This is a genomic window from Nocardiopsis sp. LOL_012, assembly GCF_048060475.1.
Lineage (GTDB): Bacteria > Actinomycetota > Actinomycetes > Streptosporangiales > Streptosporangiaceae > Nocardiopsis.
Map to the genome: position 1 here is coordinate 93,790 of NZ_JBHMIV010000012.1, position 22,871 is coordinate 116,660.

Here is a 22,871-nt window from a genome sequence, read left to right on the forward strand (position 1 = left end):
CGGTGGAGGGGCCGCCGCGCACGGGCCGGCGGCCCTCCCGAGCGGCAGGACCGGACACCGCCTAGGATCGACAGCCATGTGGCCCTTTGCACGGAACCCGGAGCGGGACGCCCGGAGCACCGAGGCGGCGCTGGTACCGGCCGCCTTCGGCACCGACCCCGTCCTGCGCTCCGGCTGCGCGGCGGTGCGCGAGGGCGGCGTCGCCGCCGGGCTCACCCTGCTCGCGGAGGAGCGCGAGGACCCCGAGGTGCGCGTCCACCGGGCGGAGGCGCTTGGCCGGGCCGCCGTCGGCCGGTTGGACGGGGTCGCCGCGCTGGCCGAAGGCTCAGCAGACCAGGCCGACGCCCTGCTCTGGCTGGGGTACACCCTGCTCGCCGCCGCCGTCTCCGGCCCGGTCGGCACCGCCGCGGGCCGCGCCGACCGCAAGGCGCTGGCCGCGGCGCTCACCGAGGCCCGTCTCCCGCTGGAGGCCGCCGCGCGGCTGCGCCCCGACGACCCGGCGCCCTGGGCGGCCCTCCAGACGGTAGCCATGGGGCTGGGCGCCGACCGCGGGGAGAAGGACCGCCTCTGGGGCGAGGTGGTCGCGCGGGCGCCCCACCTGCTGCCCGCGCACATGACCCGGGTGCGGACGCTCTCCCCGGCCCGGGGCGGCTCGACCGAGGAGATGTTCGCCGTCGCGGGCGCCGCCGCCGACACCGCGCCCGAGGGCAGCCCCCTTCCTTCGGTGCTGGCGCTGGCCCACGCCGAGCACCTGCGGGCCGAGCGCGCCCGGATCGTCGCCGAGGGCGGGTCCGACTACATCGCGGGCCTGGGCCTGGGCCGTCTGACCGGGGAGTCCGTGCGCGAGCTGTTCGACGCCGCGCGGGCGTGGGCGACAGCCGGGGCCGAGCACGAGCGCGACGTCCAGGCGCACCACCTGTTCGGGTGGGCCTTCTACCGGGTCGAGGCCACCGAGGCCGCCGCCTGGCACCTGGGCGCGGCCGGCCGCTACTACTGCGACCTGCCGTGGTCGTTCTTCGGCAGTGCTCGGGCGGGGGTCGCCGAGGCCATGTCCCGGCTCGGTGTCGTTCCGGGAGGCGGCCGTGCCTGAGCCCGCGGGTGCCGGGGCCGCCGCCTCCCGGGTGATCGAGGTGCCCCGCCCGGGGCTCGTCGTGCTGATCGGGGTGTCCGGTTCGGGCAAGTCGACGTTCGCGGCACGCCACTTCCTGCCCACGCAGGTGGTCGGCTCCGACCGCTGTCGGGCGCTGGTCAGCGACGACGAGAGCGACCAGGGCGCCAGCGCCGACGCCTTCGAGCTGATGTACACGCTCGTCGGTATCCGGCTGCGCCGGGGGCTGCTGACCGTCGTGGACGCGACCAGTGTCCAGCGCGGCGCGCGCCAGCGGCTCGTGCGCCTGGCCACGGAGCACGACGTGCCGTCCACGGCCATCGTGCTGGACGTGCCCGAGCCGCTGGCCCACGAGCGCAACCGGAGCCGGCCGGGACGGGTCGTGGCCGAGGACGTGATCCGCCAGCAGTACACGGACCTGCGCACGGCCCTCGAACAACTGCCCCGCGAGAGGTTCCGCACGGTGCATGTGCTGCGCGGGCCGGAGGAGATCGACGCGGCCACCGTCGAACCGGTGCGGCCGCCGATGGAGCGCACCGAGCTGACGGGGCCCTTCGACGTCATCGGCGACGTGCACGGCTGCCGCGCCGAACTGGAGGAGCTGCTCGGCGCGCTCGGCTACACGATCGCGCGTGACGGTGCGGGCCGCCCGGTCGGGGCCCGCCACCCGGAGGGCCGCACCGCCGTGTTCGTCGGCGATCTGGTGGACCGCGGCCCGGACAGCCCCGGCGTGCTGCGCCTGGTCATGGGCATGGTCGGCGACGGCGACGCCCTGTGCGTGCAGGGCAACCACGAGAACAAGCTCGTCCGGGTGCTCAGGGGCGCCAAGGCCCGCCTCGGCCACGGGCTGGCCGAGACCGTGGAGCAGCTCGGCCGGGAGGACGCCGCGTTCCGGGCGCGCGTGCTGGAGTTCTGTGACGGGCTGGCGCACCATCTCGTCCTGGACGGTGGGCGACTGGTCGTGGCGCACGCCGGGCTCAAGGAGGGGTACCACGGCCGCGACTCCGGCCGGGTGCGCTCCTTCGCCCTGTACGGCGACACGAACGGCAAGACCGACGAGTACGGCCTGCCGGTGCGCCTGCCGTGGGCGCGCGACTACCGGGGCGGGGCGGCGGTCGTCTACGGGCACGTGCCGGGCGAGAGGGCCCGGTGGCTCAATGGCACCCTCTGCCTGGACACCGGCTGCGTGTTCGGCGGACGGCTCACGGCCCTGCGCTACCCCGAGCGCGCACTGGTGGACGTGGCCGCGCACCGCACCTGGTCCGAGCCGGTCCGGCCGCTCCCGCCGGAGACCGGCGGCACCGCCGAGGACGGGACCGGCGCCGGGCGCGGACGGCCGTAGCGCCCCGCGGCCGCCGAGACGGCGGGCTGGTCCGCCGCGTCCGGGCGATCGCACGAGAGGGGGCGCGGCCCCGTTCGCCGAACACGGCCGGGTGTCGCCTTCAACGTCCTCCGCTGTCCGGTCGGGGGCCGGATGCGCACGCCCGCAAAAGTGGCGAAGCTCTCTGAGCGCCGCACAGCCCCCTCGACTGGGATACCGGAGAAGGCGTGCCCCCACCAGTTCCTGCTGACCGGCCGGGAACGGTCCCGCTCGGCCGCGCCCCGGGCGGCCGGCGCCGCGCGCGTGCGCTGCGCCTGTGGACGGCGGCGCCCGGATGCGGGGGACGCCCTAGACTGGGCGGACATCCCTTGAACTTTCGCGGAAGGTCCTCCGTCGTGTCCGTAGGTGCTGACAGCACGTTCGACACCGTTCTCGTCGTCGACTTCGGTGCGCAGTACGCGCAGTTGATCGCACGGCGGGTCCGGGAATGCCACGTGCACAGCGAGATCGTGCCCTCGACCATGCCGGTCGGGGAGATGCTCGCCAAGAAACCCAAGGCCATCATCCTGTCCGGGGGCCCGTCGTCGGTCTACGCCGAGGGCGCCCCGGCGGTGGGCGCCGAACTCTTCGAGACCGGGGTGCCCACGTTCGGCATCTGCTACGGCTTCCAGGCCATGACGCGCGCGCTGGGCGGCACCGTCGAGCGCACCGACCTGAGCGAGTTCGGCCGCACCGAGATGTCCGCCGTCACCGACTCCCTCCTCTTCGAGGGGATGCCCGCCCAGCAGCTCGTGTGGATGTCGCACGGCGACTCCGTGGTCGGCGCCCCCGAGGGCTTCCGGACCACCGCGAGCACGGCCGGGGCGCCGGTCGCCGCCTTCGAGGACACCGACCGCCGCCTGTTCGGCGTCCAGTTCCACCCCGAGGTCATGCACACCGAGCACGGCCAGGAGGTGCTGCGCCGCTTCCTCCACGAGGGCGCCGGGTGCCGTCCCACCTGGACGATGGTCAACATCGTCGAGGAGCAACTGGAGCGCATCCGCGAGCAGATCGGCGACAAGCGCGCCGTCTGCGGCCTGAGCGGCGGGGTGGACTCCGCCGTGGCCGGTGCCCTGGTGCAGCGCGCCGTCGGCGACCAGCTCACCTGCGTGTTCGTCGACCACGGACTGCTGCGCAAGGGCGAGGCCGAGCAGGTCGAGAAGGACTTCGTGGCGATCACCGGCGCCAGTCTGAAGGTGGTCGACGCCGAGGAGCGCTTCCTCGGCGCGCTGGCGGGGGTCACCGACCCCGAGGCCAAGCGCAAGATCATCGGCCGCGAGTTCATCCGCGTCTTCGAGCAGGCCGCCCGCGAGGTCGTCGCCGAGGGCGGCGAGCAGGGCGCCGAGGTCGAGTTCCTGGTCCAGGGCACCCTCTACCCGGACGTCGTCGAGTCCGGCGGCGGCACCGGCACCGCCAACATCAAGTCCCACCACAACGTCGGCGGACTGCCCGAGGACCTCCAGTTCACCCTGGTGGAGCCGCTGCGGGAGCTGTTCAAGGACGAGGTGCGCAAGGTCGGCGAGGAGCTCGGCCTGCCGCCGGAGATGGTGTGGCGCCAGCCCTTCCCCGGGCCGGGGCTGGGGATCCGCATCATCGGCGAGGTGACGCGTGAGCGCCTGGAGGTGTTGCGCGAAGCCGACGCCATCGCCCGCGAGGAGCTCACCCGGGCCGGGCTGGACCGCGATATCTGGCAGTGCCCCGTCGTGCTGCTCGCCGACGTGCGCTCGGTGGGCGTCCAGGGCGACGGCCGCACCTACGGCCACCCCGTGGTGCTGCGCCCGGTCAGCAGCGAGGACGCCATGACCGCCGACTGGTCGCGGGTCCCCTACGACGTGCTCGCCAAGATCTCCAACCGGATCACCAACGAGGTCCGCGAGATCAACCGGGTGGTGTTGGACGTGACCAGCAAGCCCCCGGGCACCATCGAGTGGGAGTAGCCCTCCCCGGTGTCCTGAGGGCCCGGCGGGGTGACCGCCGGGCCCGCTAGGTCGGGGCGCCGATCGGCACGACGGTCCGGTCCTGTCCGGAGAGGTGGGTGAGCTGGAGCGAGTCGGGCTCGGCCTCCTGGGGGATGAGGAAGACCAGGTCGCCCTCGACCGACGAACCGGGGGCGATCCCCTCCGGGTTCCACAGGCTCGCCTGGCGCTCCGCGGAGGTCGGGGTCTCCGCCGCCGTGAGTTCGTCGCTCACGGAGGTCAGTATGAACTGCTCCTGTGAGCGGAAGGAGAGCGGGGCGTCGCTGTCGTTGTCCATGGACAGGCGCACGATGCAGTACGTCCCGCCGGAGAGCACGCTCGACCGGGAGTCCGGGTCGGGCTCGCAGTCGACGTCCTTCACCGTGTAGGTGACCATGCCGTCGGCCGACGTCACCGAGCCGTCCGGGTTGATGCCGTCGGCGGCCTCCGCCTTGTCCTCGTCCCGCTCCCGGCCGTCGCCGTCGGTGCCGGTTCCCGTGTCCTCCTGCTCGACGCCGGAGTCCGTGTCGTCGCCGAACGGCGGGAAGTCGATGTTGGACACGAAGAGCAGCATGGCGGCCAGCGCCAGCAGGACCGCGACGCCGATCGCGACGGCACCCAGGAGGAGGCCCTTGCGGCGCCGGGGCGCGGCGGGCCGGTGCGGGGGCGGCGGCACCGGTGGGACGTAGGGCTGGGGTCCGGGCCGCTGGGCCTGCGGGTCCTGTGCGATGGGGATCGGCCCCGTGGACGCCGGGTGCTGTGCGGGCGCCTGTACGGGGTGCGGGGGCTGGCCCTGGGCGGCCTGGCGGGGCGCGGAGGGCGCGGGCGCGCCGCGGCCGGGAGGGGGCGCCTGGGGCCGGGAGAAGGTGCCGCTCTGGTGCGCGGGGTGCTGGGTCGGGTGCGGCGCGGGGTAGGCGCCGGGGCGGAGCGGCTGCTGCCGTACGCCCGTCGCCGGGTGCATGGCGTGCGGGTGGCCGGGCGGCCCCGGCGGCAGGTTCGGCCGCCACGACTGGTGCAGCGCCTGCGAGACCATGTCGTTGGGGTTGCCGGCCTCCTGCCCCCCGGCCAGTTCCAGGAGGAGGTCCTGCGCGGTCGGGCGCCGTCCGGGCTCCTTGGCCAGGGCGCGTGAGACGAGCCGGTCCAGGGGGCTGTCCAGGCGGCCGATCTGCGGTTCGGCGAACAGCACGCGCTTGCCGAGGGTCATGGCGTCGCCGTTGCCGAAGGGGTGGGTGCCGTTGCCGGCGAAGGCCACCAGGCATCCCCAGGCGAAGATGTCCGCGGCCGTGGTGACCTGCTCCTCCAGGAGCTGTTCGGGGGCCATCCAGCCGGGGCTGCCCATGACGATGCCGGTCTGCGTGTGGTTGGTGGCGGTGTTCATCGCGCGGGCGATACCGAAGTCGATCACGCGCGGCCCGGACAGCGACAGGAGCACGTTCGCGGGTTTGAGGTCGCGGTGGACGAGCCCGGTGCGGTGGATGGCCGCCAGCGCCGCGGCCACGCCCAGGGCGAATCCGTGCAGGGTCGAGGAGTCCAGCGGACCGTTCTCGGAGATGTGCTCGGCCAGAGCGGTCCCCGCGATGTACTCGGTGACCATGTAGGGGCGGTTCTCGAACGTCCCGTGGTCGAGCACCTTCGCGGTGCAGAAGGAGGCGACCTTGCGGGCGTTCTCCATCTCGTCGCGGAAGCGCGCCCGCGTCGCCTCGTCGAAGGCGAGTTCGGGGCGGATGACCTTGATGGCTACCTGGTGGCCCTTCTCGCCTCCGGCGCTGCCCAGGTAGACGGTGCCCATGCCGCCGCTGCCCAGCTTCCCGGACAGCACGTAGGGACCGATGGTGGCCGGATCTCCGGCGGCCAGCGGTTCCAGGTTCTTCGGGAGCCCATCCGACGGCAAGCGACCCTCCCCGACGGTGTCCAAACCGCGTCTCGCCCCAAGGTATAGGGGTTTGCGCCCTTATTCCCAACTGTGGACCTATGGTCGTTATGGGGTGAGGCGCTATCCGACATGACAGTGGTGGTAGATCCCCGGCATGGCCCCCTGGTTCTCACCGGTCGGTCTCCCTTCGGGAACGGGAGCGGTGAACACGCCGGTTCCGTGGTCGGAGCAGGTGTTCACGCAAGGTAGGGGGTTCCTTTACGATTGGGGACTCGTGACCGTCATTACCACCGTAACCGTCCGGGTCCCCGCCAAGGTCAACCTCCGGCTGGCGGTGGGGCCCAGACGTGAGGACGGGTTCCACGCGCTCGTCAACGTGTTCCACGCCGTCTCACTGTTCGACGAGATTACCGTCACGGCGGCCCCCGCGCGTCAGGAGGCGGCCCTCGCCGCGCTCACGGCGAGCGGTGGGACCGTCGACCTCTCCGGGGTCCCGCTGGACGGGACCAACCTCGCGGCCCGCGCCGCTGAGCTGCTGGCCCGCGAGACCGGCCGGGGCACCCCGGTCGACATCCACCTGGACAAGCGGATCCCCGTCGCCGGGGGCATGGCCGGCGGCAGCGCCGACGCCGCCGCGGCCTTGGTGGCCTGCGACCGGCTCTGGGGGTGCGGGTTCTCGCGCTCCGAGCTGTTGGAACTGGGGGCCCGGCTCGGCAGCGACGTGCCCTTTCCCCTACTGGGCGGTACCGCCGTGGGTACGGGCCGGGGCGAGTTGCTCACGCCCCTGGAAGCCCCCGGGCGGTACCGGTGGGTGTTCGCGCTCGCCGGGGAGGGTCTGTCCACGGCGCGGGTGTTCGGCGAGTACGACCGGCTGCGGCCGCAGGCCCCCGAACCGGAGCCCTGCGCCGCGATGGAGGAGGCGCTGGCCTCGGGGGAGGCCGCCGCGCTGGGCGCGGTGCTCACCAACGACCTGGAGCGGGCCGCGCTGTCCCTGCGCCCCGGCCTGGGGCGCACACTTGCGGCGGGCCGCGAGGCGGGCGCCCTGGGGGCCCTGGTCTCCGGCTCCGGTCCGACCTGTGCCTTCCTGGTGGGCGACGCCGACGACCCGAGGACGGCCGCGGTCGAGGCCGAGGTCGTGCGCGCTCTGGAGTGCCGAGGGGTGGACGCGTGCGTCGCGGCGGATTCGGGGGGCGTCCCCGGCACCGTCGTCGTGTGAGGTAAATCATGCGAAGGGGGTGCCGCGGACCTCGGTGGGCGGTTGACCTCAAGTTTGGTTGAGGTCGAACACTGGTCACCATGACGACCACAGCCGCCCTGTCGCGCTACGCCGACCTGCCCGTGCTCATCGCGCTCATGGAGGGCGACGAGAAGCACAGGGGTGCCGCCCACTCCACCCTCGACGTCCTGTGGGTGCTCTACGACCAGGTCTTGGAGGTCGCCCCCGACACGGCACACGACCCGGCCCGGGACCGCTTCCTGCTCTCCAAGGGGCACGGCCCGGCCGCCTACTACGCCGTGCTCGCCGCCAAGGGCTTCCTCGACGCCTCCGCCCTACGGGGCTGGGCGTCCTTCGACTCGCCGCTGGGGCACCACCCCGACGCCCTCCTCGTGCCCGGCGCGGAGATCGGCAGCGGCTCGCTCGGGCACGGACTCCCCCTGGCCCTGGGGACGGCCCTCGGACTGCGCGTCCAGGGGACGCGGCGCCCCGACGGCACACCGCCCCGCGTGGTGGTGCTCGTCGGCGACGGCGAACTCGACGAGGGCAGCAACCACGAGGCGATCGCCGTCGCGGGCAGGCTCGGCGCGGACGCGCTCACCACCGTCGTCGTCGACAACGGTTCGGGGCGGCACGGCTGGCCGGGCGGGATCGGAACGCGCTTCGAGACCGAGGGCTGGACGGCCCGGCGGGTCGACGGCCGCGACCACGGCGCCCTCCGTGCCGCGCTGACCGCCCCCCACCCCGGCCGCCCCCTGGCCGTCGTCGCCACCATCCGATAGGAGCACCGCCATGACCCGGACCGCCACCAGGCCCGCCGCCACCGCGCGGGGTGCCATGCGCCAGGCATTCGCCGAGACCGCCTCCGCCGCCCTCGACGACGACCCCCGGACCGCCCTCGTCCTCGCCGCGATCTCCGCAGGTCTGTTCACGCGGGCAGCGGCGCGCCACCCCGGCCGCGTGATCGACGTCGGCATCCGCGAACAGGCCATGATCGGCGTCGCCGGCGGGCTCGCCCTCACCGGCATGCGCCCGATCGTGCACAGCTACGCGCCCTTCCTGGTGGAGCGCCCCTTCGAGCAGGTCAAGCTCGACTTCGGCCACCAGGGGACCGGCGCCGTCCTGGTGAGCATCGGCGGCTCCTACGACGCCGCCGCCGAGGGCCGGACCCACCAGGCGCCCGGAGACGTGGCCCTGATCGACACCCTGCCCGGATGGACGGTCCACGTGCCCGGACACCCCGACGAGGTCCGCGAGACGCTGAGGGCCGCGCTCCCGGGCGACCACCCGGTCTACGTCCGGCTGTCGGACACCGGGAACCGGGCGCCCCTGCCGGTGACCGGGAGGCTGGCCGCGGTGCGCCCCGGGTCGCCCCGCTCGGCCGGGGTGGTCCTCGCCGTGGGCCCGATGCTCGACCGGGCCCTGGCGGCGACCGAGGGCCTGGACGTCACCGTCGCCTACACCGCTACCGTGCGCCCCTTCGACCGTGCGGGGCTGAGCGCCCTCGTCGGCGCGGCGGGCAGCGCCGACGTCCTGGTGGTGGAGCCCTACCTGCGCGGCACGTCCGCCCACGAGGTGGCGGCGGCGCTGTCCGACCGGCGCCACCGCCAGCTCGGCCTGGGCGTCGGCCGCGCCGGGGAGCTGCGCGCCTACGGCCGACCGGAGCAGCACGCACGCGCCCACGGGCTGGACACGGAGGGGATCGCACGGGCCGCACGGGACTTCTTCCTGCCGTGAGGCCCCGGGCGTGTCCCAGAGCACACGAGCGGGGACCGTCGCGGCCGTCCGGGGCACACCCGGTGTGCCGTGACAATGGAAGGCGATGAATCTCGTCAATCTTCAGGACGTGTCCCTGGCCTACGGGCCGCTCGTCCTCCTCGACCAGGTGTCCCTCGGCGTCGACGAGGGCGAACGCATCGGTGTCGTCGGCCGCAACGGCGGCGGCAAGTCCACTCTGATCTCCGTGCTCTCCGGCCGCCTGGAGCCCGACTCCGGGCGGGTCGTGCACAACCGGGGTCTGCGCGTGGGCTACCTGCACCAGCGCGACACCTTCCCCGACACCACCGTCGGCGCGTTCGTCCTAGGCGAGCGGGCCGAGCACGAGTGGGCGGGCGACGCCCGTATCCGCGACATCCTGCGCGGCCTGCTCAGCGGCTGGGACCTCGACACCCCCATGGCGGGGCTCTCCGGCGGCGAGCGCCGCCGGACCGGGCTGGCGCGCCTGCTCGTCGGCGACCACGACCTCATCGTCCTCGACGAGCCCACCAACCACCTCGACATCGAGGGCATCGCCTGGCTCGCCGGGCACCTCAAGGGCCGTTCGGAGTCGCTCGTGGTCGTCACCCACGACCGCTGGTTCCTGGACGCCGTCACCACCCGCACCTGGGAGGTCGGGCGCGGCTCGGTCGAGCGCTACGAGGGCGGGTACGCCGCCTACGTCCTGGCCAAGGCCGAGCGCGAGCGCATGGCCGCCGTGGCCGAGGAGCGCCGCCAGAACCTCATGCGCAAGGAGCTGGCCTGGCTGCGCCGGGGCGCCCCGGCGCGCACCTCCAAGCCCAAGTTCCGCATCGAGGCCGCCAACCAGCTCATCGCGGACGAGCCGCCGCCGCGCGACAGCGTCGAACTGGTCCGCTTCGCCAGCTCCCGGCTCGGCAAGACGGTCGTCGACCTCAAGGACGTGTCGGTCGCGGTCCCCGACCGGGTCCTGCTGGACCGTCTCACCTGGCAGCTCGGCCCTGGCGACCGGATCGGCCTGGTCGGGGTCAACGGCGCGGGCAAGTCCACACTGCTGAGGGTCCTGGGCGCCGAGCGCGCGCCCGACTCCGGCACGGTGCGCACCGGCAAGACCGTCCGCCTCGCCCACCTGTCGCAGAACGTCGAGGAACTCGACCCGCAGGCGCGCCCCCTCCAGGCCGTGATGGACGTGCGCGAGCACGTCACCATCGGCAAGCGCGACTACACCGCGAGCCAGATGCTGGAGCGCTTCGGCTTCCGGGGCGAGCGGCAGTGGACGCCGATCGCCGACCTCTCCGGCGGCGAGCGCCGCCGCCTCCAACTGCTGCGCCTGCTCATGGACGAGCCCAACGTGCTGCTGCTGGACGAGCCCACCAACGACCTGGACATCGAGACCCTCACCGAGTTGGAGGACCTCCTCGACGGCTGGCCCGGCTCCCTGGTCCTGGTCAGCCACGACCGCTACTTCCTGGAGCGGATCACCGACCGGGTCCTGGCCCTCATGGGCGACGGCACCCTCGCGTTCCTGCCGCGCGGGGTGGACGAGTACCTGGAGCGCCGCGCCGCGACGGCGGGGGAGGGCAGCGTGCCACTCGGCGCCTCCGAGACGGCCGGGTCCGGGAGTCCGGCGGCCGGGCCCTCGGCGGCCGAGCGGCGCGCCGCGCAGAAGGAGATGCAGCGCGTGGAGCGCCGGATGGACCGGATCGGCAAGCGCGAGACCGAGCTGCACGAGCTGATGGCCGCGGCGGCGGAGGACTACACGCGCCTGGCCGAACTCGACGCCGAGGCCAAGGAGCTCGCGGCGGAGAGGGAGCGGCTGGAGGAGGTCTGGCTGGAGCAGGCCGAGACCGTCGACTAGGGCCGCGGGCGCGTGGGCGGGCTGTCCAGGGGGGCCAGCAGGGCCCGCAGCAGGGAGGCGAGCCGCACACGGTCCTCGGCGGGCATCGGGGCCAGGAGGGACTCCTCGTAGCTGATCAGGGAGGCCAGCGCGGCGTCGATGCGCTCGGCACCGCGTCCGGTGAGGCGGACCAGGACGCCGCGCTTGTCGGCCGGGTCGGGGCGCCGCCGCACGAGCCCGGCCGAGGCCAGGCGGTCGACGCGGTTGGTCATGGTGCCGGAGGTGACCAGGGTGGCGCGCAGGAGCCTGCCCGGGCTCAGCTCGTAGGGTGGCCCGGAGCGGCGCAGTTCGGCGAGGACGTCGAACTCCCACGGCTCCAGGGCGTGTTCGGTGAAGACCGTGCGCCGGGCGCGGTCGAGGTGGCGTGCGAGCCGGGAGACCCGGCTGAACACCTCCAGCGGCGTCACGTCCACGTCCGGGCGCTCGGTGCGCCACGCCTCGATCAGCCCATCCACCTCATCGCGCATGGGACACAGCATATCTCTTGACATCAAGATAGCGGGGAGGGTACGGAACCCTCCCCGCCGTTGCCGGTCCTCCGCTAGTGCTTCCTCCGGGTGTTGAGCCCGGGGCGGGGCTCCAGCCTCCCCAGGCCGTTCCAGGCCAGGTTGACCAGGTGCGCCGCCACGACCTCGCGCCCGGGCCTGCGCACCTCCAGCCACCACTGGCCTGTCAGCGCCCACATGCCCACCAGCGCCTGGGCGTACATGGGGGCGAGCACGGGGTCGTAGCCCCGCTCGGCGAACTCGTCCACCATGATGTGCTCGACCCGGCTGGCCATGTCGTTGATCAGGCTGGCGAAGCTGCCCGTGCCGGAGGCCACGTGGGAGTCGCGGGTCAGGACCCGGAACCCCAGGGTGTGCTCCTCCACGTAGAGCAGCAGCGCCATGGCGGCCTGCTCGATCTTGTCGCGGGCGTTGTCCGCGGTCAGGGCGTTGCCCACCATGTCCAGGAGTGTGCGCATCTCCCGGTCCACCACGACGGCGTAGATGCCCTCCTTGCCGCCGAAGTGCTCGTAGACGACGGGCTTGGACACACCGGCCCGCGCGGCGATCTCCTCGACGGAGGTCGCGTCGAACCCCCGTTCGGCGAACAGCTCCCGGCCGATCTCCACAAGCTGTTGCCGACGCTCCTTGCCCGTCATGCGCTTGCGGCGCGCGCGGGTTCCCTGCTGGCTGTCGGCTGCTCCCATGATGGCTTCAGATCCTAGACCGTGACCCGTTTGGCCGCGAGGCGTTCCTTGTTGGGCCAGCGCACCTTGGTGGCCCAGCCCAGCTTCTCGAAGATCCAGATGACCCGGGCGGAGATGTCGATCTGGCCCCTGAGGACACCGTGCCGCGCGCAGGTGGGGTCGGCGTGGTGCAGGTTGTGCCAGGACTCGCCGAAGGACGGGATGGCCAGCCACCACACGTTGCGGGAGCGGTCGCGGACCTCGAAGTTCTCCTCGCCGATGGTGTGGCAGATGGAGTTGATCGACCACGTGACGTGGTGCAGCAGGGCGACGCGCACCAGGCTTGCCCAGAAGAAGGCGGTGACCGCGCCCCACCAGGACATGGTCACCAGTCCGCCGATGGCGGCGGGCGCCAGCAGGGAGAAGAGCACGAGCGGGCCGAAGAGCCTGCTGACGAGGACGATGTCCTTGTCCTTGAGCAGGTCCGGGGCGAAGCGCCGCGGCGAGGTCTTCTTGTCGTCCAGGTACAGCCACGCCATGTGCGCGTAGTACAGGCCCTTGGCCACGGACTTCCAGTCGTCGCCGAACCGCCAGGGGGAGTGCGGGTCGCCCTCGGCGTCGGCGTACTTGTGGTGTCGGCGGTGGTCGGCGACCCACTTGATGACGCTGCCCTCGATGGCCAGGCTGCCCGCGACCGCCAGGGCGATCCGCAGCGGGCGGTTGGCGCGGAACGAGCCGTGTGTGAAGTGGCGGTGGAAGCCGACCGTGATGCCCAGGCCGCTGACGAGGTAGAACGCAGCCGCGATGGTGATGTCGACGAGGCTCAGCCCCCAGCCCCAGAAGAAGGGCACGGACGCAGCCAGCGCGATCAGGGGGATGAACACGAACGCGAAGACCGTGGCGCGCTCGGCCCTGCCGCGCAGTTCCGGTTCGTACTCGGGTACGGCCTCGCGTGCCGGAGCGGCCTTGTCGATCGGTAGATCGGGGGCTGCGGTCATGTTCTGCACCAACCTTGTCAAGGGAGCGTCGTCGCGGTCAGGACGGCGTCCGTGGAGTACCGGCACCCCTGCCGACGGCCCAACCTATTCCTACGTAACCGTAACCTACGTAGCCGTAGGTTTGGCAACCCCCCCGAGGGACGCGCTATGTTGGTGGTGAGCGTCCGGGCGTGCTGTGATCACGCCCGTTGCGTTCCCGGATGATGTAATTGGCAGCATCTGGGGTTTTGGTCCCCATCGTCCAGGTTCGAGTCCTGGTCCGGGAGCAATCCACACCGCCGCCGCACCGGCCCGCGAGGGCCTCAGCGGCTCACGGAGCGCGCCTCGCCGCACACGCCGGGGGCGGCCCCGGCGCCCGGCGGGCGTGCGCACCGCACCCGTGGCACGGTGGCGTCACATCCCCGCGAGGCGGAGGTGACGCGCGTGTATCCTTCCCATGTCGGCCGCTGGATCATCCGACGGCCGCCCGTGCGGCACGCGGGCCGGGCCGCCGAGGGGTGAGCCGACAGATTCGACCGCCAGCCTATTCACGAGGGGTCCCCTTCAGTGAGTGTGAACCGCCCGGCCGCCGTCATCGTCCTCGCCGCCGGTGAGGGCACGCGGATGAAGTCCAAACTTCCCAAGGTCCTCCACGAGATCAGCGGCCGCAGCATGCTCGGGCACGTGCTCGCCGCCGCCCGCGAACTCGACCCGGAGCACTCCGTGGTCGTGGTCGGGCACGCCCGTGCCCAGGTCGGCAGCCACCTGGAAGAGGTCGCGCCGGAGGCCGTCACCGCGGTCCAGGAGGAGCAGAACGGTACCGGGCACGCGGTCCGCATGGCGGTCGAGGACCTCGCCTCCCGGGGCATCGTCCTTACCGGAACAGTGGTCCTCACCTGCGGTGACACGCCGCTTCTGCGCGGCAGCACGCTCTCCGCCCTAGTCGCCGCGCACGAGAAGGAGGGCAACGCCGTCACGGTGCTCTCCGCGCGTGTGCCCGAACCCGGCGGCTACGGCCGGATCGTCCGCGAGGCCGACGGCGAGTTCACCGAGATCGTCGAACACGCGGACGCCACGCCGCAGCAGCACGAGATCGACGAGATCAACTCCGGCATGTACGCCTTCGACGGCGCACTGCTGTCCGAGGTGGTCCGCCGCCTGTCCACGGACAACGCCAAGGGCGAGGAGTACATCACCGACGCCGTGGCACTGCTGCGGGGCGACGGCCACCGGGTCGGCGCCTGGACCGCCGACGACTGGCACGAGGTCCAGGGCGTCAACGACCGGGTCCAGCTCTCCCAGGCGCGCCGCATCCTCAACGACCGCCTGGTCGAGGAGCACATGCGGGCCGGGGCCACGATCGTCGACCCGGCGACCACCTGGGTCGACGCCGAGGTGCGGATCGGCCGCGACGCCGTCGTCGAGCCGAACACGCGCCTGCGCGGTGCCACCGTGATCGCCGAGGACGCCGTGGTCGGCCCGGGTGCCGCCCTGAAGGACACGGTGGTCGGTGAGGGAGCGCACGTGCGCGAGACCACCGCCGACCAGGCCGACATCGGCCCGCGCGCCACCGTCGGCCCCTACGCCTACCTGAGGCCGGGCACCCGCCTGGCCGAGGGTGCCAAGGCCGGCGCCTTCGTCGAGGTCAAGAACTCGACGATCGGCGCGGGCTCCAAGGTCCCGCACCTGACCTACGTCGGGGACGCCGACATCGGTGTGGGCAGCAACATCGGCTGCTCCTCGGTGTTCGTCAACTACGACGGCGTCGAAAAGCACCGGAGCACGATCGGCGACCACGTGCGGATGGGCAGCGACAACACCATCGTCGCGCCGGTGCGGGTCGGCGACGGCGCCTACTCCGGCGCCGGCACCGTGGTCCGGGAGGACGTTCCGCCCGGCGCCCTGGCGGTGTCGGAGGGGAATCGGCAGCGCAACGTCGAGGGATGGACCCGGCGCAAGCGCCGGGGCACCGCCGCCGCCGAGGCGGCCGAGCGGGCCGAGGCGGACAGAACAGACAGTTTCGAGCAGCAGTAACCGTGGGGGAGAAGTACGTGAGCGGCATGAAGGCCACCGGGCAGAAACAGCTGATGCTCTTCTCGGGGCGCACGCACCCCGAGCTGGCGCAGGAGGTCGCGAAGGAACTGGGGATCGAGGTGGTCCCCACCCGGTTCGACACCTTCGCCAACGGTGAGATCTTCGTCCGCTACCTGGAGTCGGTGCGCGGCAGCGACGCCTTCGTCCTCCAGTGCCACTCGTCGCCGATCAACGAGTCGATCATGGAGCAACTGATCATGGTGGACGCGCTCAAGCGCGCGTCCGCCAAGCGGATCACCGTGGTCACGCCCTTCCTCGGGTACGCCCGCCAGGACAAGAAGCACCGGGGCCGCGAGCCCATCTCGGCGCGGCTGATGACCGACCTGTTCCGCACCGCGGGCGCCGACCGCATGATGGCGGTCGACCTGCACACGGACCAGATCCAGGGCTTCTTCGACGGCCCGGTGGACCACCTGTTCGCGCTGCCCATCCTGGCCGACTACGTGTCCGAGCAGGTCAAGCCTGCTTCCGACATCACCGTGGTCTCGCCGGACGCGGGCCGGGTGCGCACGGCCGACCGCTGGGCCGACCGTCTCGGCGCGCCGCTGGCGATCATCCACAAGCGGCGCGACCCGGACGTGGCCAACCAGGTGCGGGTGCACGAGGTCGTCGGCCGGGTCGAGGGCCGTACCTGTGTGCTGGTCGACGACATGATCGACACCGGCGGCACCATCGTGAAGGCCTCCGAGGCCTTGGTCGAGAACGGCGCGGAGAAGGTCGTCGTCGCGGCCACGCACGGCGTGCTGTCCGGCCCGGCGGCGGAGCGGCTCCAGAACTCGCCGATCTCCGAGGTGATCATCACCAACTCCCTGCCGATCCCGGAGGAGCGTTCGTTCGACAAGCTCACCCAGCTCTCGATCGCGCCCCTGATCGCCCGCGCCGTCAACGAGGTCTTCACCGACGGTTCCGTGGCAAGCCTCTTCGACTAGGGGGTGGCCGCCAGCGGGCCGTGTACGGAGTCCTCGGTGAAGCCAGTAGACTTGACCGAGTGTCCCCGTGTCCATACGGCGCTGCTTTCCGCTGCGCCGCAGGTCCCGGGAACGGGGTGCGTGACGAGCGTTCCCGGGCCGGTCGGGTCCGGTGGCGGCTCGCCGGGCACGCCTGGAACCAGGGCGGTCGCGTCCCCCACGAGGGGTGACCCCGCCGCTGTCCCCGCCCAGGGCGGGAATCGTCGTACTACTGGAGTCGTGTTCCCCGTACTGCGGGGTTGAACCCGAGGAGTTTTGTCGTGTCCGAGGTACGTATCGCTGCCGAGCCCCGCACGGAATTCGGCAAGGGCGCTTCTCGTCGCGCCCGCCGCGCGGGTAAGGTGCCGGCCGTCCTCTACGGCCACGGCACCGAGCCCCGCCACCTGAACCTGCCGGGCCACGATCTCATGCTCGCCCTGAAGACCCCCAACGTCCTGATCCGCCTCGACGGCTTGGACAAGGACAACCTCGCCCTGCCCAAGAGCGTCCAGCGCGACGCCCTCAAGGGGTTCCTGGAGCACATCGACCTGCTGGTCGTGGCCAAGGGTGAGACGGTCGAGGTGGACGTCCCCGTGCACCTGACCGGTGAGGTCAAGGCCCCGGGCGTGCTCAACCAGGAGCTCGTCACCGTGGCCGTGGAGACCGAGGCCACCCACATCCCCGAGAGCTTCGAGTTCGACGTCACCGGCCTGGAGGTCGGCACCAACCCGACCGCCGCCGAGCTGAAGCTGCCGGCCGGGACCAAGCTGGTCACCGACCCCGAGACCATCCTCCTCACCGTCTCCGCGCCGCGCGCGGAAGAGGAGGCCTCGGCCGAGGAGGCTCCGGCCGAGGAGGAGTCCGCCGAGTAGGCGTCCGGTCCGCACCGCGAACGCGCGGCTCCCGGCGGGGGCCGCGCGTTCGGCGTACGGATAGGGTCGTGACCCATGGATCTGTGGGGCATGCTGGGGATCAGGAAGAACGAGGACATGGCCGAGACCGAGCGCTGGCTGGTCGTCGGGCTGGGCAACCCCGGCCCCAAGTACGCCGGCAACCGGCACAACGCCGGGTTCATGGTGGTGGACGCGCTGGCCGCGGCCGCAGGTGAGCGGTGGAAGGTCCACAAGGCGAGGGCCGAGGTCGTCCAGACCCGGTTGGAGGGCGTCCCGGTGGTCCTCGCCAAGCCGCGGTCCTTCATGAACGTCTCCGGCGGACCCGTGGCGGCTCTGGCCGCGTTCTACAAGGTGCCGGTCGAGCGCGTCGTCGTCGTCCACGACGAGTTGGACATCGACTTCTCCGCGCTCAAGCTCAAGCGCGGCGGCGGATCCGGCGGGCACAACGGCCTGAAGTCGATCACCGCCTCCCTGTCCGGACCCGGCTACGTCCGGGTGCGCTTCGGTGTGGGCCGCCCGCCCGGCCGGATGGACCCCGCCGCCTACGTGCTCAGGGACTTCTCTTCCGGCGAGCGCTCCGAGCTCGGACTCAACGTGGAGCGCGCCGCCGACGCGGTGCGCACCGTCCTCAAGGACGGCCTGGAGCGGGCCCAGAACATCTTCCACACCGCCGTCTGACGGGACCGCCGTGCTACGGCGGTCGAGAGCGGGTTGCCCCGACAAGCCGGAACGTCGCGCGACTTATCGACTACTTTTGGTTACTGTTCGGATCGTTGGTCCATGGCGGCGTCCGATGGCACACCCCGCTTCCGCCCTTCGGCGCGGGTTTCGCTGTGCCGGGTGTGCTCACTCCAAGTGATTAGACGGAAACAGTGTGCGGTATGGGGGGCGTGTTGGTCGCGACCGGTGGAACGGAGACCGTCCAGGGCCTGGGGGCTGCGGGGGACGTCGGCACCGACGGCCCCGTCACCCGTGCGCGCGAGCGGCCGTGGACGCGGCCCTACCTGGCGGGGCTCGTGGCACTGGACCTGTGCGCCGCGGCCGGTGTCGCCTTCGGCGTGACGCTCGCCCGGTTCGGCGACACCCTCCGTGCGCCGCATACCCTCCCCTACCTGCACCTGTCGCTCCTGCTGCCGGTGGTGTGGGTGGTCTTCGTCTGGCTGGCCGGCGGGTACGAACGGCGCTTCCTGGGGGTGGGGACCGAGGAGTACCGGAGGATCGCCGTCTCCGGGGTCTTCCTGGCCGCCTCCGCCACGATCGGCGCCTACGCCGTCGCCTTCGACCTGTCCCGGGGCTACGCGCTCGTCGTCCCACCGCTCATCGCCGCGGTGAGCCTGGCCCTGCACTACGCGCGCCGCAAGGCGCTGCACCGTCGCCGCCGCTCTGGCCGGTGCATGAGCGGTGTGGTGGTCGTCGGCTACCGGAGCGCGGCACGCGACCTCATCCACCGGTTCCGGGGTGAGGTCTACCACGGTATGAGGGTCGTGGGGGTGTGCCTGCCCGAGACGGAGGCCGCCGAGTGGGACCGGGTGGAGGGCTGCCCCGTCCTGGGGTCGTTCACCGAGGCGGCCGAGGCCGCTGAGCTGGCCGGGGCCGACACCGTGGCCGTGCTGGCCTGTCCCGAGATGGACGGTGTGGAACTGCGTCGGCTCGCATGGCGGCTGGAGAAGAGCGGGACGGACCTCATCGTGGCCTCCGCGCTCATGGAGGTGGCCGGTCCGCGCACCTCCATCCGGCCGGTCGCCGGACTGCCCCTGCTACACGTGGAGCACCCCGAACTCGCCGGGGGCCGCCGGGTGATGAAGGGGTTCTTCGACCGCTGCGCCGCCGCCCTGGCCCTAGCAGTGCTCTCCCCGCTCTTCCTGGTGCTGACCGTGCTCATCCGCTCCGAGGGCGGCCCCGCGTTCTTCACGCAGACGCGCGTAGGCAGGGGTGGCGCCGAGTTCACCCTGTACAAGTTCCGTACCATGGTGATCGGAGCGGACACGCTGAAGGAGACGCTCCGGCCCCGGAACGAGCACGACGGTGTGCTGTTCAAGATGCGCCGCGACCCCAGGGTCACCCCCGTGGGGGCGTGGCTGCGCCGGTACTCGCTCGACGAGCTGCCCCAGCTCGTCAACGTGGTCCGGGGGGAGATGTCGCTCGTCGGTCCCAGGCCGCCGCTGCCCGAGGAGGTCGCCCAGTACGGACACGATGTGCGCCGTCGGCTGGTGGTCAAACCAGGCATGACGGGTCTGTGGCAGGTCAGCGGTCGATCCGACCTCTCCTGGGAGGAATCGGTCCGCCTGGACCTGAGGTACGTGGAAAACTGGTCGCTGACGTTGGATATCCAGATCCTGTGGAAGACGTGGTCAGCGGTGATCCGTGGTGCGGGGGCCTACTGAGGTGAACAACATCCGAAACGATCATGAGGTGGCACGGGACCTGGCGACCGAGGCTGGACAGCTCCTGCTGAGGCTGCGGGCCCGGCACGGGTTCTCCGAGCCCGAGGTCCTGCGCACCCTGGGCGACAGGACCTCCCACGAGTTCCTCTTCTCCGCGCTGGGGCGTCTGCGGCCCAGCGACGCGGTGCTCTCCGAGGAGGGCGCCGACGACCCGTCGCGGCTCAGCGCGCGGCGCGTGTGGATCATCGACCCCCTGGACGGGACCCGGGAGTTCGCCGAGGCGGGCCGTACGGACTGGGCCGTGCACGTGGCGCTGTGGGAGAACGGCGACCTGGTGGCGGGCGCGGTCGCCCTGCCCGCGCAGGGCAGCACGGTCTCCACGGTGGATCCGCCGTGGCTGCCGCAGGAGCGCCCCGAGGGTCAGCGGCTGCGGATCACGGCCAGCCGGTCGCGTCCGCCCGCGTTCGTCCAGCGCATCGCCAACCAGCTCGGTGCCGAGGTGGTCCCCATGGGGTCGGCCGGGGCCAAGATCTGCGCGGTGATGCTCGGCATAGCCGACATCTACGTGCACGCGGGCGGCCAGTACGAGTGGGACAGCGCGGCGCCGGTGGCGGTCGCGCGCGCCGCAGGCCTGCACACATCCCGGATCGACGGGTCACCGCTGCGCTACAACGTGTCCGACCCGCTACTGCCCGATGTCCTTGTATGTCGATCGGAATTGTCGGGTATGTTGTTGGCAAGCATCCGCGACGGTGCGGACCTGGACAGCGCGGGGCCGTACGCGGGGGGCTGAACCACAGCGTACCTCCGCCGTCGGCCGTGTCGGTATCACGAAGGCGGATTCATGGGTCAGTCCAGTCAGCAGGCGCCCGGGCGCTACCAACTCTCCCAACTCGACGTCCTTGAGGCCGAGGCGATCTTCATCATGCGCGAGGTCGCCGCAGAGTTCGAGCGCCCGGTGCTGCTCTTCTCCGGCGGCAAGGACTCCATCGTCATGCTCCGGCTCGCGGAGAAGGCCTTCTGGCCCGGTGCCATCCCCTTCCCGGTCATGCACGTGGACACCGGCCACAACTTCGACGAGGTGATCGAGTTCCGCGACCGCCGGGTCGTCGAGGCCGGGGTCCGGCTCGTCGTCGCGTCGGTGCAGGAGCAGATCGACGCGGGCAAGGTCTCCGAGCCCACCGGGCGCTGGGCCAGCCGCAACCGCCTCCAGACCGCCGCCCTGCTTGAGGCCATCGAGGAGAACCGCTTCGACGCGGCCTTCGGCGGCGCCCGCCGCGACGAGGAGAAGGCCCGCGCCAAGGAGCGGATCTTCTCCTTCCGCGACGAGTTCGGGCAGTGGGACCCCAAGAACCAGCGCCCCGAGCTGTGGAGCGTGTTCAACACCCGCATCGACCGCGGCGAGCACATCCGCGTGTTCCCGATCTCCAACTGGACCGAGTTGGACGTGTGGGCCTACATCAAGCGCGAGGGCCTGGAGCTGCCCTCCATCTACTTCGCCCACGAGCGCAGCGTCTTCGAGCGCGACGGCGTCCTGCTGGCCGACTCTCCCGTCATCCAGCGCGACGAGACCGAGACGGTCTTCACCGAGACCGTGCGCTACCGTACCGTTGGTGACCTGACCTGCACCGGAGCGGTCAAGTCCACGGCGGTGGAGCTGGACGACATCATCGCCGAGATCGCCGCGACCCGGATCACCGAGCGCGGACAGACCCGGGCTGACGACCGCGCCAGCGAGGCCGCGATGGAGGACCGCAAGCGCGAGGGCTACTTCTAGGCCGTGTTCCTTTGAGCCTCCGCCGCGCTTCGGCCCGCCCGTCTCCCGCCACCGCCCTCAACGGACGCCCGGCGGCGCGGCACCGCGTTCAAAGACCGGGCCGGGGCGCCCCGCCCTCCACCGGCTCCACCCCTTCGATCCTGGACCAGGAAGTATGAACAACGACATCCTGCGGTTCGCCACAGCGGGCTCCGTCGACGACGGCAAGAGCACCCTGATCGGCCGACTGCTGTACGACTCCAAGTCGATCTTCGAGGACCAGCTCGACGCGGTGGAGCGCACCAGCGCCGACCGCGGCGAGGAGCAGACCAACCTCGCCCTGCTCACCGACGGCCTGCGCGCGGAGCGCGAACAGGGCATCACGATCGACGTGGCCTACCGGTACTTCGCCACGCCCAAGCGCACCTTCATCATCGCCGACACCCCGGGCCACATCCAGTACACCCGGAACATGGTCACCGGGGCGTCCACGTCGGACCTGGCGATCATCCTCGTGGACGCCCGCAAGGGCCTCCAGGAGCAGAGCCGCCGCCACGCCTTCCTCACCGCGCTGCTCCAGGTGCCGCACCTGGTGCTGGCGGTCAACAAGATGGACCTGGTGGACTACTCCCAGGAGCGCTTCGAGGAGATCAAGGCGGAGTTCACCAACTTCGCGAGCAGGCTGGACGTGGACGACCTCACGTTCGTGCCGCTCTCGGCCCTGCACGGCGACAACGTGGTGGACCGATCGGAGAACATGCCCTGGTACGAGGGGCCCTCCCTGCTGCACCACCTGGAGAACGTGCACATCGCCTCGGACCGCAACCTGGTCGACGCGCGCTTCCCCGTGCAGTACGTCATCCGCCCGCACAAGTCCGACGACCCCGACCTGCACGACTACCGCGGCTACGCGGGCCGTCTGGCCGGGGGTGTCCTCAAGCCGGGCGACGAGGTGACCCACCTGCCCTCCGGGCTCGGCAGCCGTGTGGCCAAGATCATGACCGCCGACGGCGAGGTGGCGGAGGCCTACTCCCCGATGTCGGTCACCCTCCTGCTGGAGGACGAGATCGACATCTCCCGCGGCGACATGATCTGCCGTCCGAACAACGCGCCCAAGGCGTCCCAGGACATCGAGGCGATGGTGTGCTGGATGACGGACACGCGCAAGCTCACGCCGCGCGCCAAGCTCATCGTCAAGCACACGACCCGCACGGCGAAGGTGATGGTCAAGGACCTGCGCTACCGCCTGGACGTCAACACGCTGCACCGCGACGAGCAGGCCGACCACCTGGAGCTGAACGAGATCGGCCGGGTCCGGCTGCGCTCCACCCAGCCCCTGTTCGTGGACGAGTACGCCAAGAACCGCGAGACGGGCGGCTTCATCCTCATCGACGAGGCCACCAACACCACGGTGGGCGCGGGGATGGTCGTCCAGGCCGACTAGAGGTCGCCCTTGGTGTCCGTTCGGTCTCCCAGGGTCATATCCTGGGGGGGTGGATGGCTATC

At 72.0% G+C, this 22,871-nt stretch carries 18 protein-coding genes and 1 pseudogene; 15 read left to right on the forward strand and 4 right to left on the reverse strand.

Features of this window, described 5'->3' with window-relative positions; all coding sequences use genetic code 11:
• Window positions 1-76 precede the first annotated feature (76 nt).
• The 3 genes and pseudogenes from ACFHWE_RS10310 (at window position 77) to guaA (ending at window position 4,405) form a co-directional block, all read left to right on the forward strand.
• Window positions 77-1,090, forward strand: a complete 1,014-nt coding sequence (locus tag ACFHWE_RS10310; RefSeq protein WP_416600565.1) for a hypothetical protein — start codon at window positions 77-79, stop codon at window positions 1,088-1,090.
• Window positions 1,083-2,408: pseudogene (locus ACFHWE_RS10315) on the forward strand (AAA family ATPase); the annotation flags it as partial. The gene ACFHWE_RS10310 and the pseudogene ACFHWE_RS10315, both read left to right, overlap by 8 nt.
• Before the next feature lie 416 nt (window positions 2,409-2,824).
• Window positions 2,825-4,405 carry a glutamine-hydrolyzing GMP synthase gene (gene guaA, locus ACFHWE_RS10320; protein ID WP_416600567.1) on the forward strand — a complete coding sequence of 527 codons (1,581 nt, stop codon included), beginning with the start codon at window positions 2,825-2,827 and terminating at the stop codon, window positions 4,403-4,405.
• Between the two features lie 46 nt (window positions 4,406-4,451).
• On the opposite strand, the gene ACFHWE_RS10325 is transcribed toward guaA, so the two are convergent.
• Window positions 4,452-6,314, reverse strand: coding sequence for a serine/threonine-protein kinase (locus ACFHWE_RS10325; protein ID WP_416600569.1), 1,863 nt, complete (start codon window positions 6,312-6,314; stop codon window positions 4,452-4,454).
• A 256-nt stretch (window positions 6,315-6,570) separates the two neighbouring features.
• Between ACFHWE_RS10325 and ACFHWE_RS10330 the strand changes: the two genes are divergently transcribed.
• The 4 genes from ACFHWE_RS10330 to ACFHWE_RS10345 all read left to right on the forward strand — a co-directional run bounded on the left by ACFHWE_RS10330 (window position 6,571) and on the right by ACFHWE_RS10345 (window position 11,104).
• Window positions 6,571-7,512, forward strand: coding sequence for a 4-(cytidine 5'-diphospho)-2-C-methyl-D-erythritol kinase (locus ACFHWE_RS10330; protein WP_416600571.1), 942 nt, complete (start codon window positions 6,571-6,573; stop codon window positions 7,510-7,512).
• An 80-nt stretch (window positions 7,513-7,592) separates the two neighbouring features.
• Window positions 7,593-8,294, forward strand: a complete 702-nt coding sequence (locus tag ACFHWE_RS10335) for a thiamine pyrophosphate-dependent enzyme (RefSeq protein WP_416600573.1) — start codon at window positions 7,593-7,595, stop codon at window positions 8,292-8,294.
• A 55-nt stretch (window positions 8,295-8,349) separates the two neighbouring features.
• On the forward strand, window positions 8,350-9,249 hold the full coding sequence (locus ACFHWE_RS10340; protein ID WP_416600633.1) for a transketolase family protein: 900 nt from the start codon (window positions 8,350-8,352) through the stop codon (window positions 9,247-9,249).
• An 85-nt stretch (window positions 9,250-9,334) separates the two neighbouring features.
• Entirely contained in the window at window positions 9,335-11,104 is a 1,770-nt protein-coding gene (locus ACFHWE_RS10345; RefSeq protein WP_416600574.1) for an ABC-F family ATP-binding cassette domain-containing protein, read from the forward strand.
• Here the strand turns inward: ACFHWE_RS10345 and ACFHWE_RS10350 are convergent.
• From ACFHWE_RS10350 to ACFHWE_RS10360, 3 genes are all read right to left on the reverse strand, one after another.
• A complete protein-coding gene (locus ACFHWE_RS10350; RefSeq protein WP_416600576.1) occupies window positions 11,101-11,610 on the reverse strand; it encodes a MarR family winged helix-turn-helix transcriptional regulator in 510 nt (169 codons plus the stop codon). The two genes, ACFHWE_RS10345 and ACFHWE_RS10350, sit on opposite strands and share 4 nt — an antisense overlap.
• Before the next feature lie 74 nt (window positions 11,611-11,684).
• Window positions 11,685-12,335, reverse strand: a complete 651-nt coding sequence (locus tag ACFHWE_RS10355; RefSeq protein WP_416600578.1) for a TetR family transcriptional regulator — start codon at window positions 12,333-12,335, stop codon at window positions 11,685-11,687.
• A gap of 14 nt (window positions 12,336-12,349) precedes the next feature.
• Window positions 12,350-13,312 carry an acyl-CoA desaturase gene (locus ACFHWE_RS10360; protein WP_416600580.1) on the reverse strand — a complete coding sequence of 321 codons (963 nt, stop codon included), beginning with the start codon at window positions 13,310-13,312 and terminating at the stop codon, window positions 12,350-12,352.
• 546 nt (window positions 13,313-13,858) lie between these two features.
• Between ACFHWE_RS10360 and glmU the strand changes: the two genes are divergently transcribed.
• The 8 genes from glmU (at window position 13,859) to cysN (ending at window position 22,809) form a co-directional block, all read left to right on the forward strand.
• Window positions 13,859-15,325: a bifunctional UDP-N-acetylglucosamine diphosphorylase/glucosamine-1-phosphate N-acetyltransferase GlmU gene (gene glmU / locus ACFHWE_RS10365; protein WP_416600582.1), complete on the forward strand. Its 1,467-nt coding sequence runs from the start codon at window positions 13,859-13,861 to the stop codon at window positions 15,323-15,325.
• A 17-nt stretch (window positions 15,326-15,342) separates the two neighbouring features.
• Window positions 15,343-16,314 (forward strand): ribose-phosphate diphosphokinase, encoded by a 972-nt coding sequence (locus ACFHWE_RS10370; RefSeq protein ID WP_028647350.1) that lies wholly within the window; start codon window positions 15,343-15,345, stop codon window positions 16,312-16,314.
• Window positions 16,315-16,613: 299 nt separating this feature from the next.
• Complete coding sequence (locus ACFHWE_RS10375) at window positions 16,614-17,204, forward strand: 50S ribosomal protein L25/general stress protein Ctc (protein ID WP_416600584.1); 591 nt, start codon at window positions 16,614-16,616, stop codon at window positions 17,202-17,204.
• Window positions 17,205-17,279: 75 nt separating this feature from the next.
• Window positions 17,280-17,903, forward strand: a complete 624-nt coding sequence (pth, locus tag ACFHWE_RS10380) for an aminoacyl-tRNA hydrolase (protein WP_416600586.1) — start codon at window positions 17,280-17,282, stop codon at window positions 17,901-17,903.
• Window positions 17,904-18,106: 203 nt separating this feature from the next.
• The gene (locus ACFHWE_RS10385) at window positions 18,107-19,609 is read left to right on the forward strand and encodes a sugar transferase (RefSeq protein ID WP_416600588.1); all 1,503 of its coding nucleotides are present in this window, start codon (window positions 18,107-18,109) and stop codon (window positions 19,607-19,609) included.
• 1 nt (window position 19,610) lies between these two features.
• Window positions 19,611-20,402, forward strand: coding sequence for a 3'(2'),5'-bisphosphate nucleotidase CysQ (locus ACFHWE_RS10390; protein WP_028647354.1), 792 nt, complete (start codon window positions 19,611-19,613; stop codon window positions 20,400-20,402).
• A 51-nt stretch (window positions 20,403-20,453) separates the two neighbouring features.
• Window positions 20,454-21,386: a sulfate adenylyltransferase subunit CysD gene (gene cysD, locus ACFHWE_RS10395; RefSeq protein WP_416600590.1), complete on the forward strand. Its 933-nt coding sequence runs from the start codon at window positions 20,454-20,456 to the stop codon at window positions 21,384-21,386.
• Window positions 21,387-21,540: 154 nt separating this feature from the next.
• The gene (cysN, locus tag ACFHWE_RS10400) at window positions 21,541-22,809 is read left to right on the forward strand and encodes a sulfate adenylyltransferase subunit CysN (protein WP_416600592.1); all 1,269 of its coding nucleotides are present in this window, start codon (window positions 21,541-21,543) and stop codon (window positions 22,807-22,809) included.
• Window positions 22,810-22,871 lie beyond the last annotated feature (62 nt).

What these genes read in the sequence shown, in the direction of transcription:
- ACFHWE_RS10310 (WP_416600565.1), top strand. Translation starts at nt 77, where the DNA reads ATGTGGCCCTTTGCACGGAACCCGGAGCGGGACGCCCGGAGCACCGAG.
- ACFHWE_RS10335 (WP_416600573.1), top strand. Translation starts at nt 7,593, where the DNA reads ATGACGACCACAGCCGCCCTGTCGCGCTACGCCGACCTGCCCGTGCTC.
- ACFHWE_RS10340 (WP_416600633.1), top strand. Translation starts at nt 8,350, where the DNA reads ATGCGCCAGGCATTCGCCGAGACCGCCTCCGCCGCCCTCGACGACGAC.
- ACFHWE_RS10345 (WP_416600574.1), top strand. Translation starts at nt 9,335, where the DNA reads ATGAATCTCGTCAATCTTCAGGACGTGTCCCTGGCCTACGGGCCGCTC.
- ACFHWE_RS10350 (WP_416600576.1), bottom strand. Translation starts at nt 11,610, where the DNA reads ATGCGCGATGAGGTGGATGGGCTGATCGAGGCGTGGCGCACCGAGCGC.
- ACFHWE_RS10355 (WP_416600578.1), bottom strand. Translation starts at nt 12,335, where the DNA reads ATGGGAGCAGCCGACAGCCAGCAGGGAACCCGCGCGCGCCGCAAGCGC.
- ACFHWE_RS10360 (WP_416600580.1), bottom strand. Translation starts at nt 13,312, where the DNA reads ATGACCGCAGCCCCCGATCTACCGATCGACAAGGCCGCTCCGGCACGC.
- pth (WP_416600586.1), top strand. Translation starts at nt 17,280, where the DNA reads ATGGATCTGTGGGGCATGCTGGGGATCAGGAAGAACGAGGACATGGCC.
- ACFHWE_RS10385 (WP_416600588.1), top strand. Translation starts at nt 18,107, where the DNA reads ATGGGGGGCGTGTTGGTCGCGACCGGTGGAACGGAGACCGTCCAGGGC.
- cysD (WP_416600590.1), top strand. Translation starts at nt 20,454, where the DNA reads ATGGGTCAGTCCAGTCAGCAGGCGCCCGGGCGCTACCAACTCTCCCAA.
- cysN (WP_416600592.1), top strand. Translation starts at nt 21,541, where the DNA reads ATGAACAACGACATCCTGCGGTTCGCCACAGCGGGCTCCGTCGACGAC.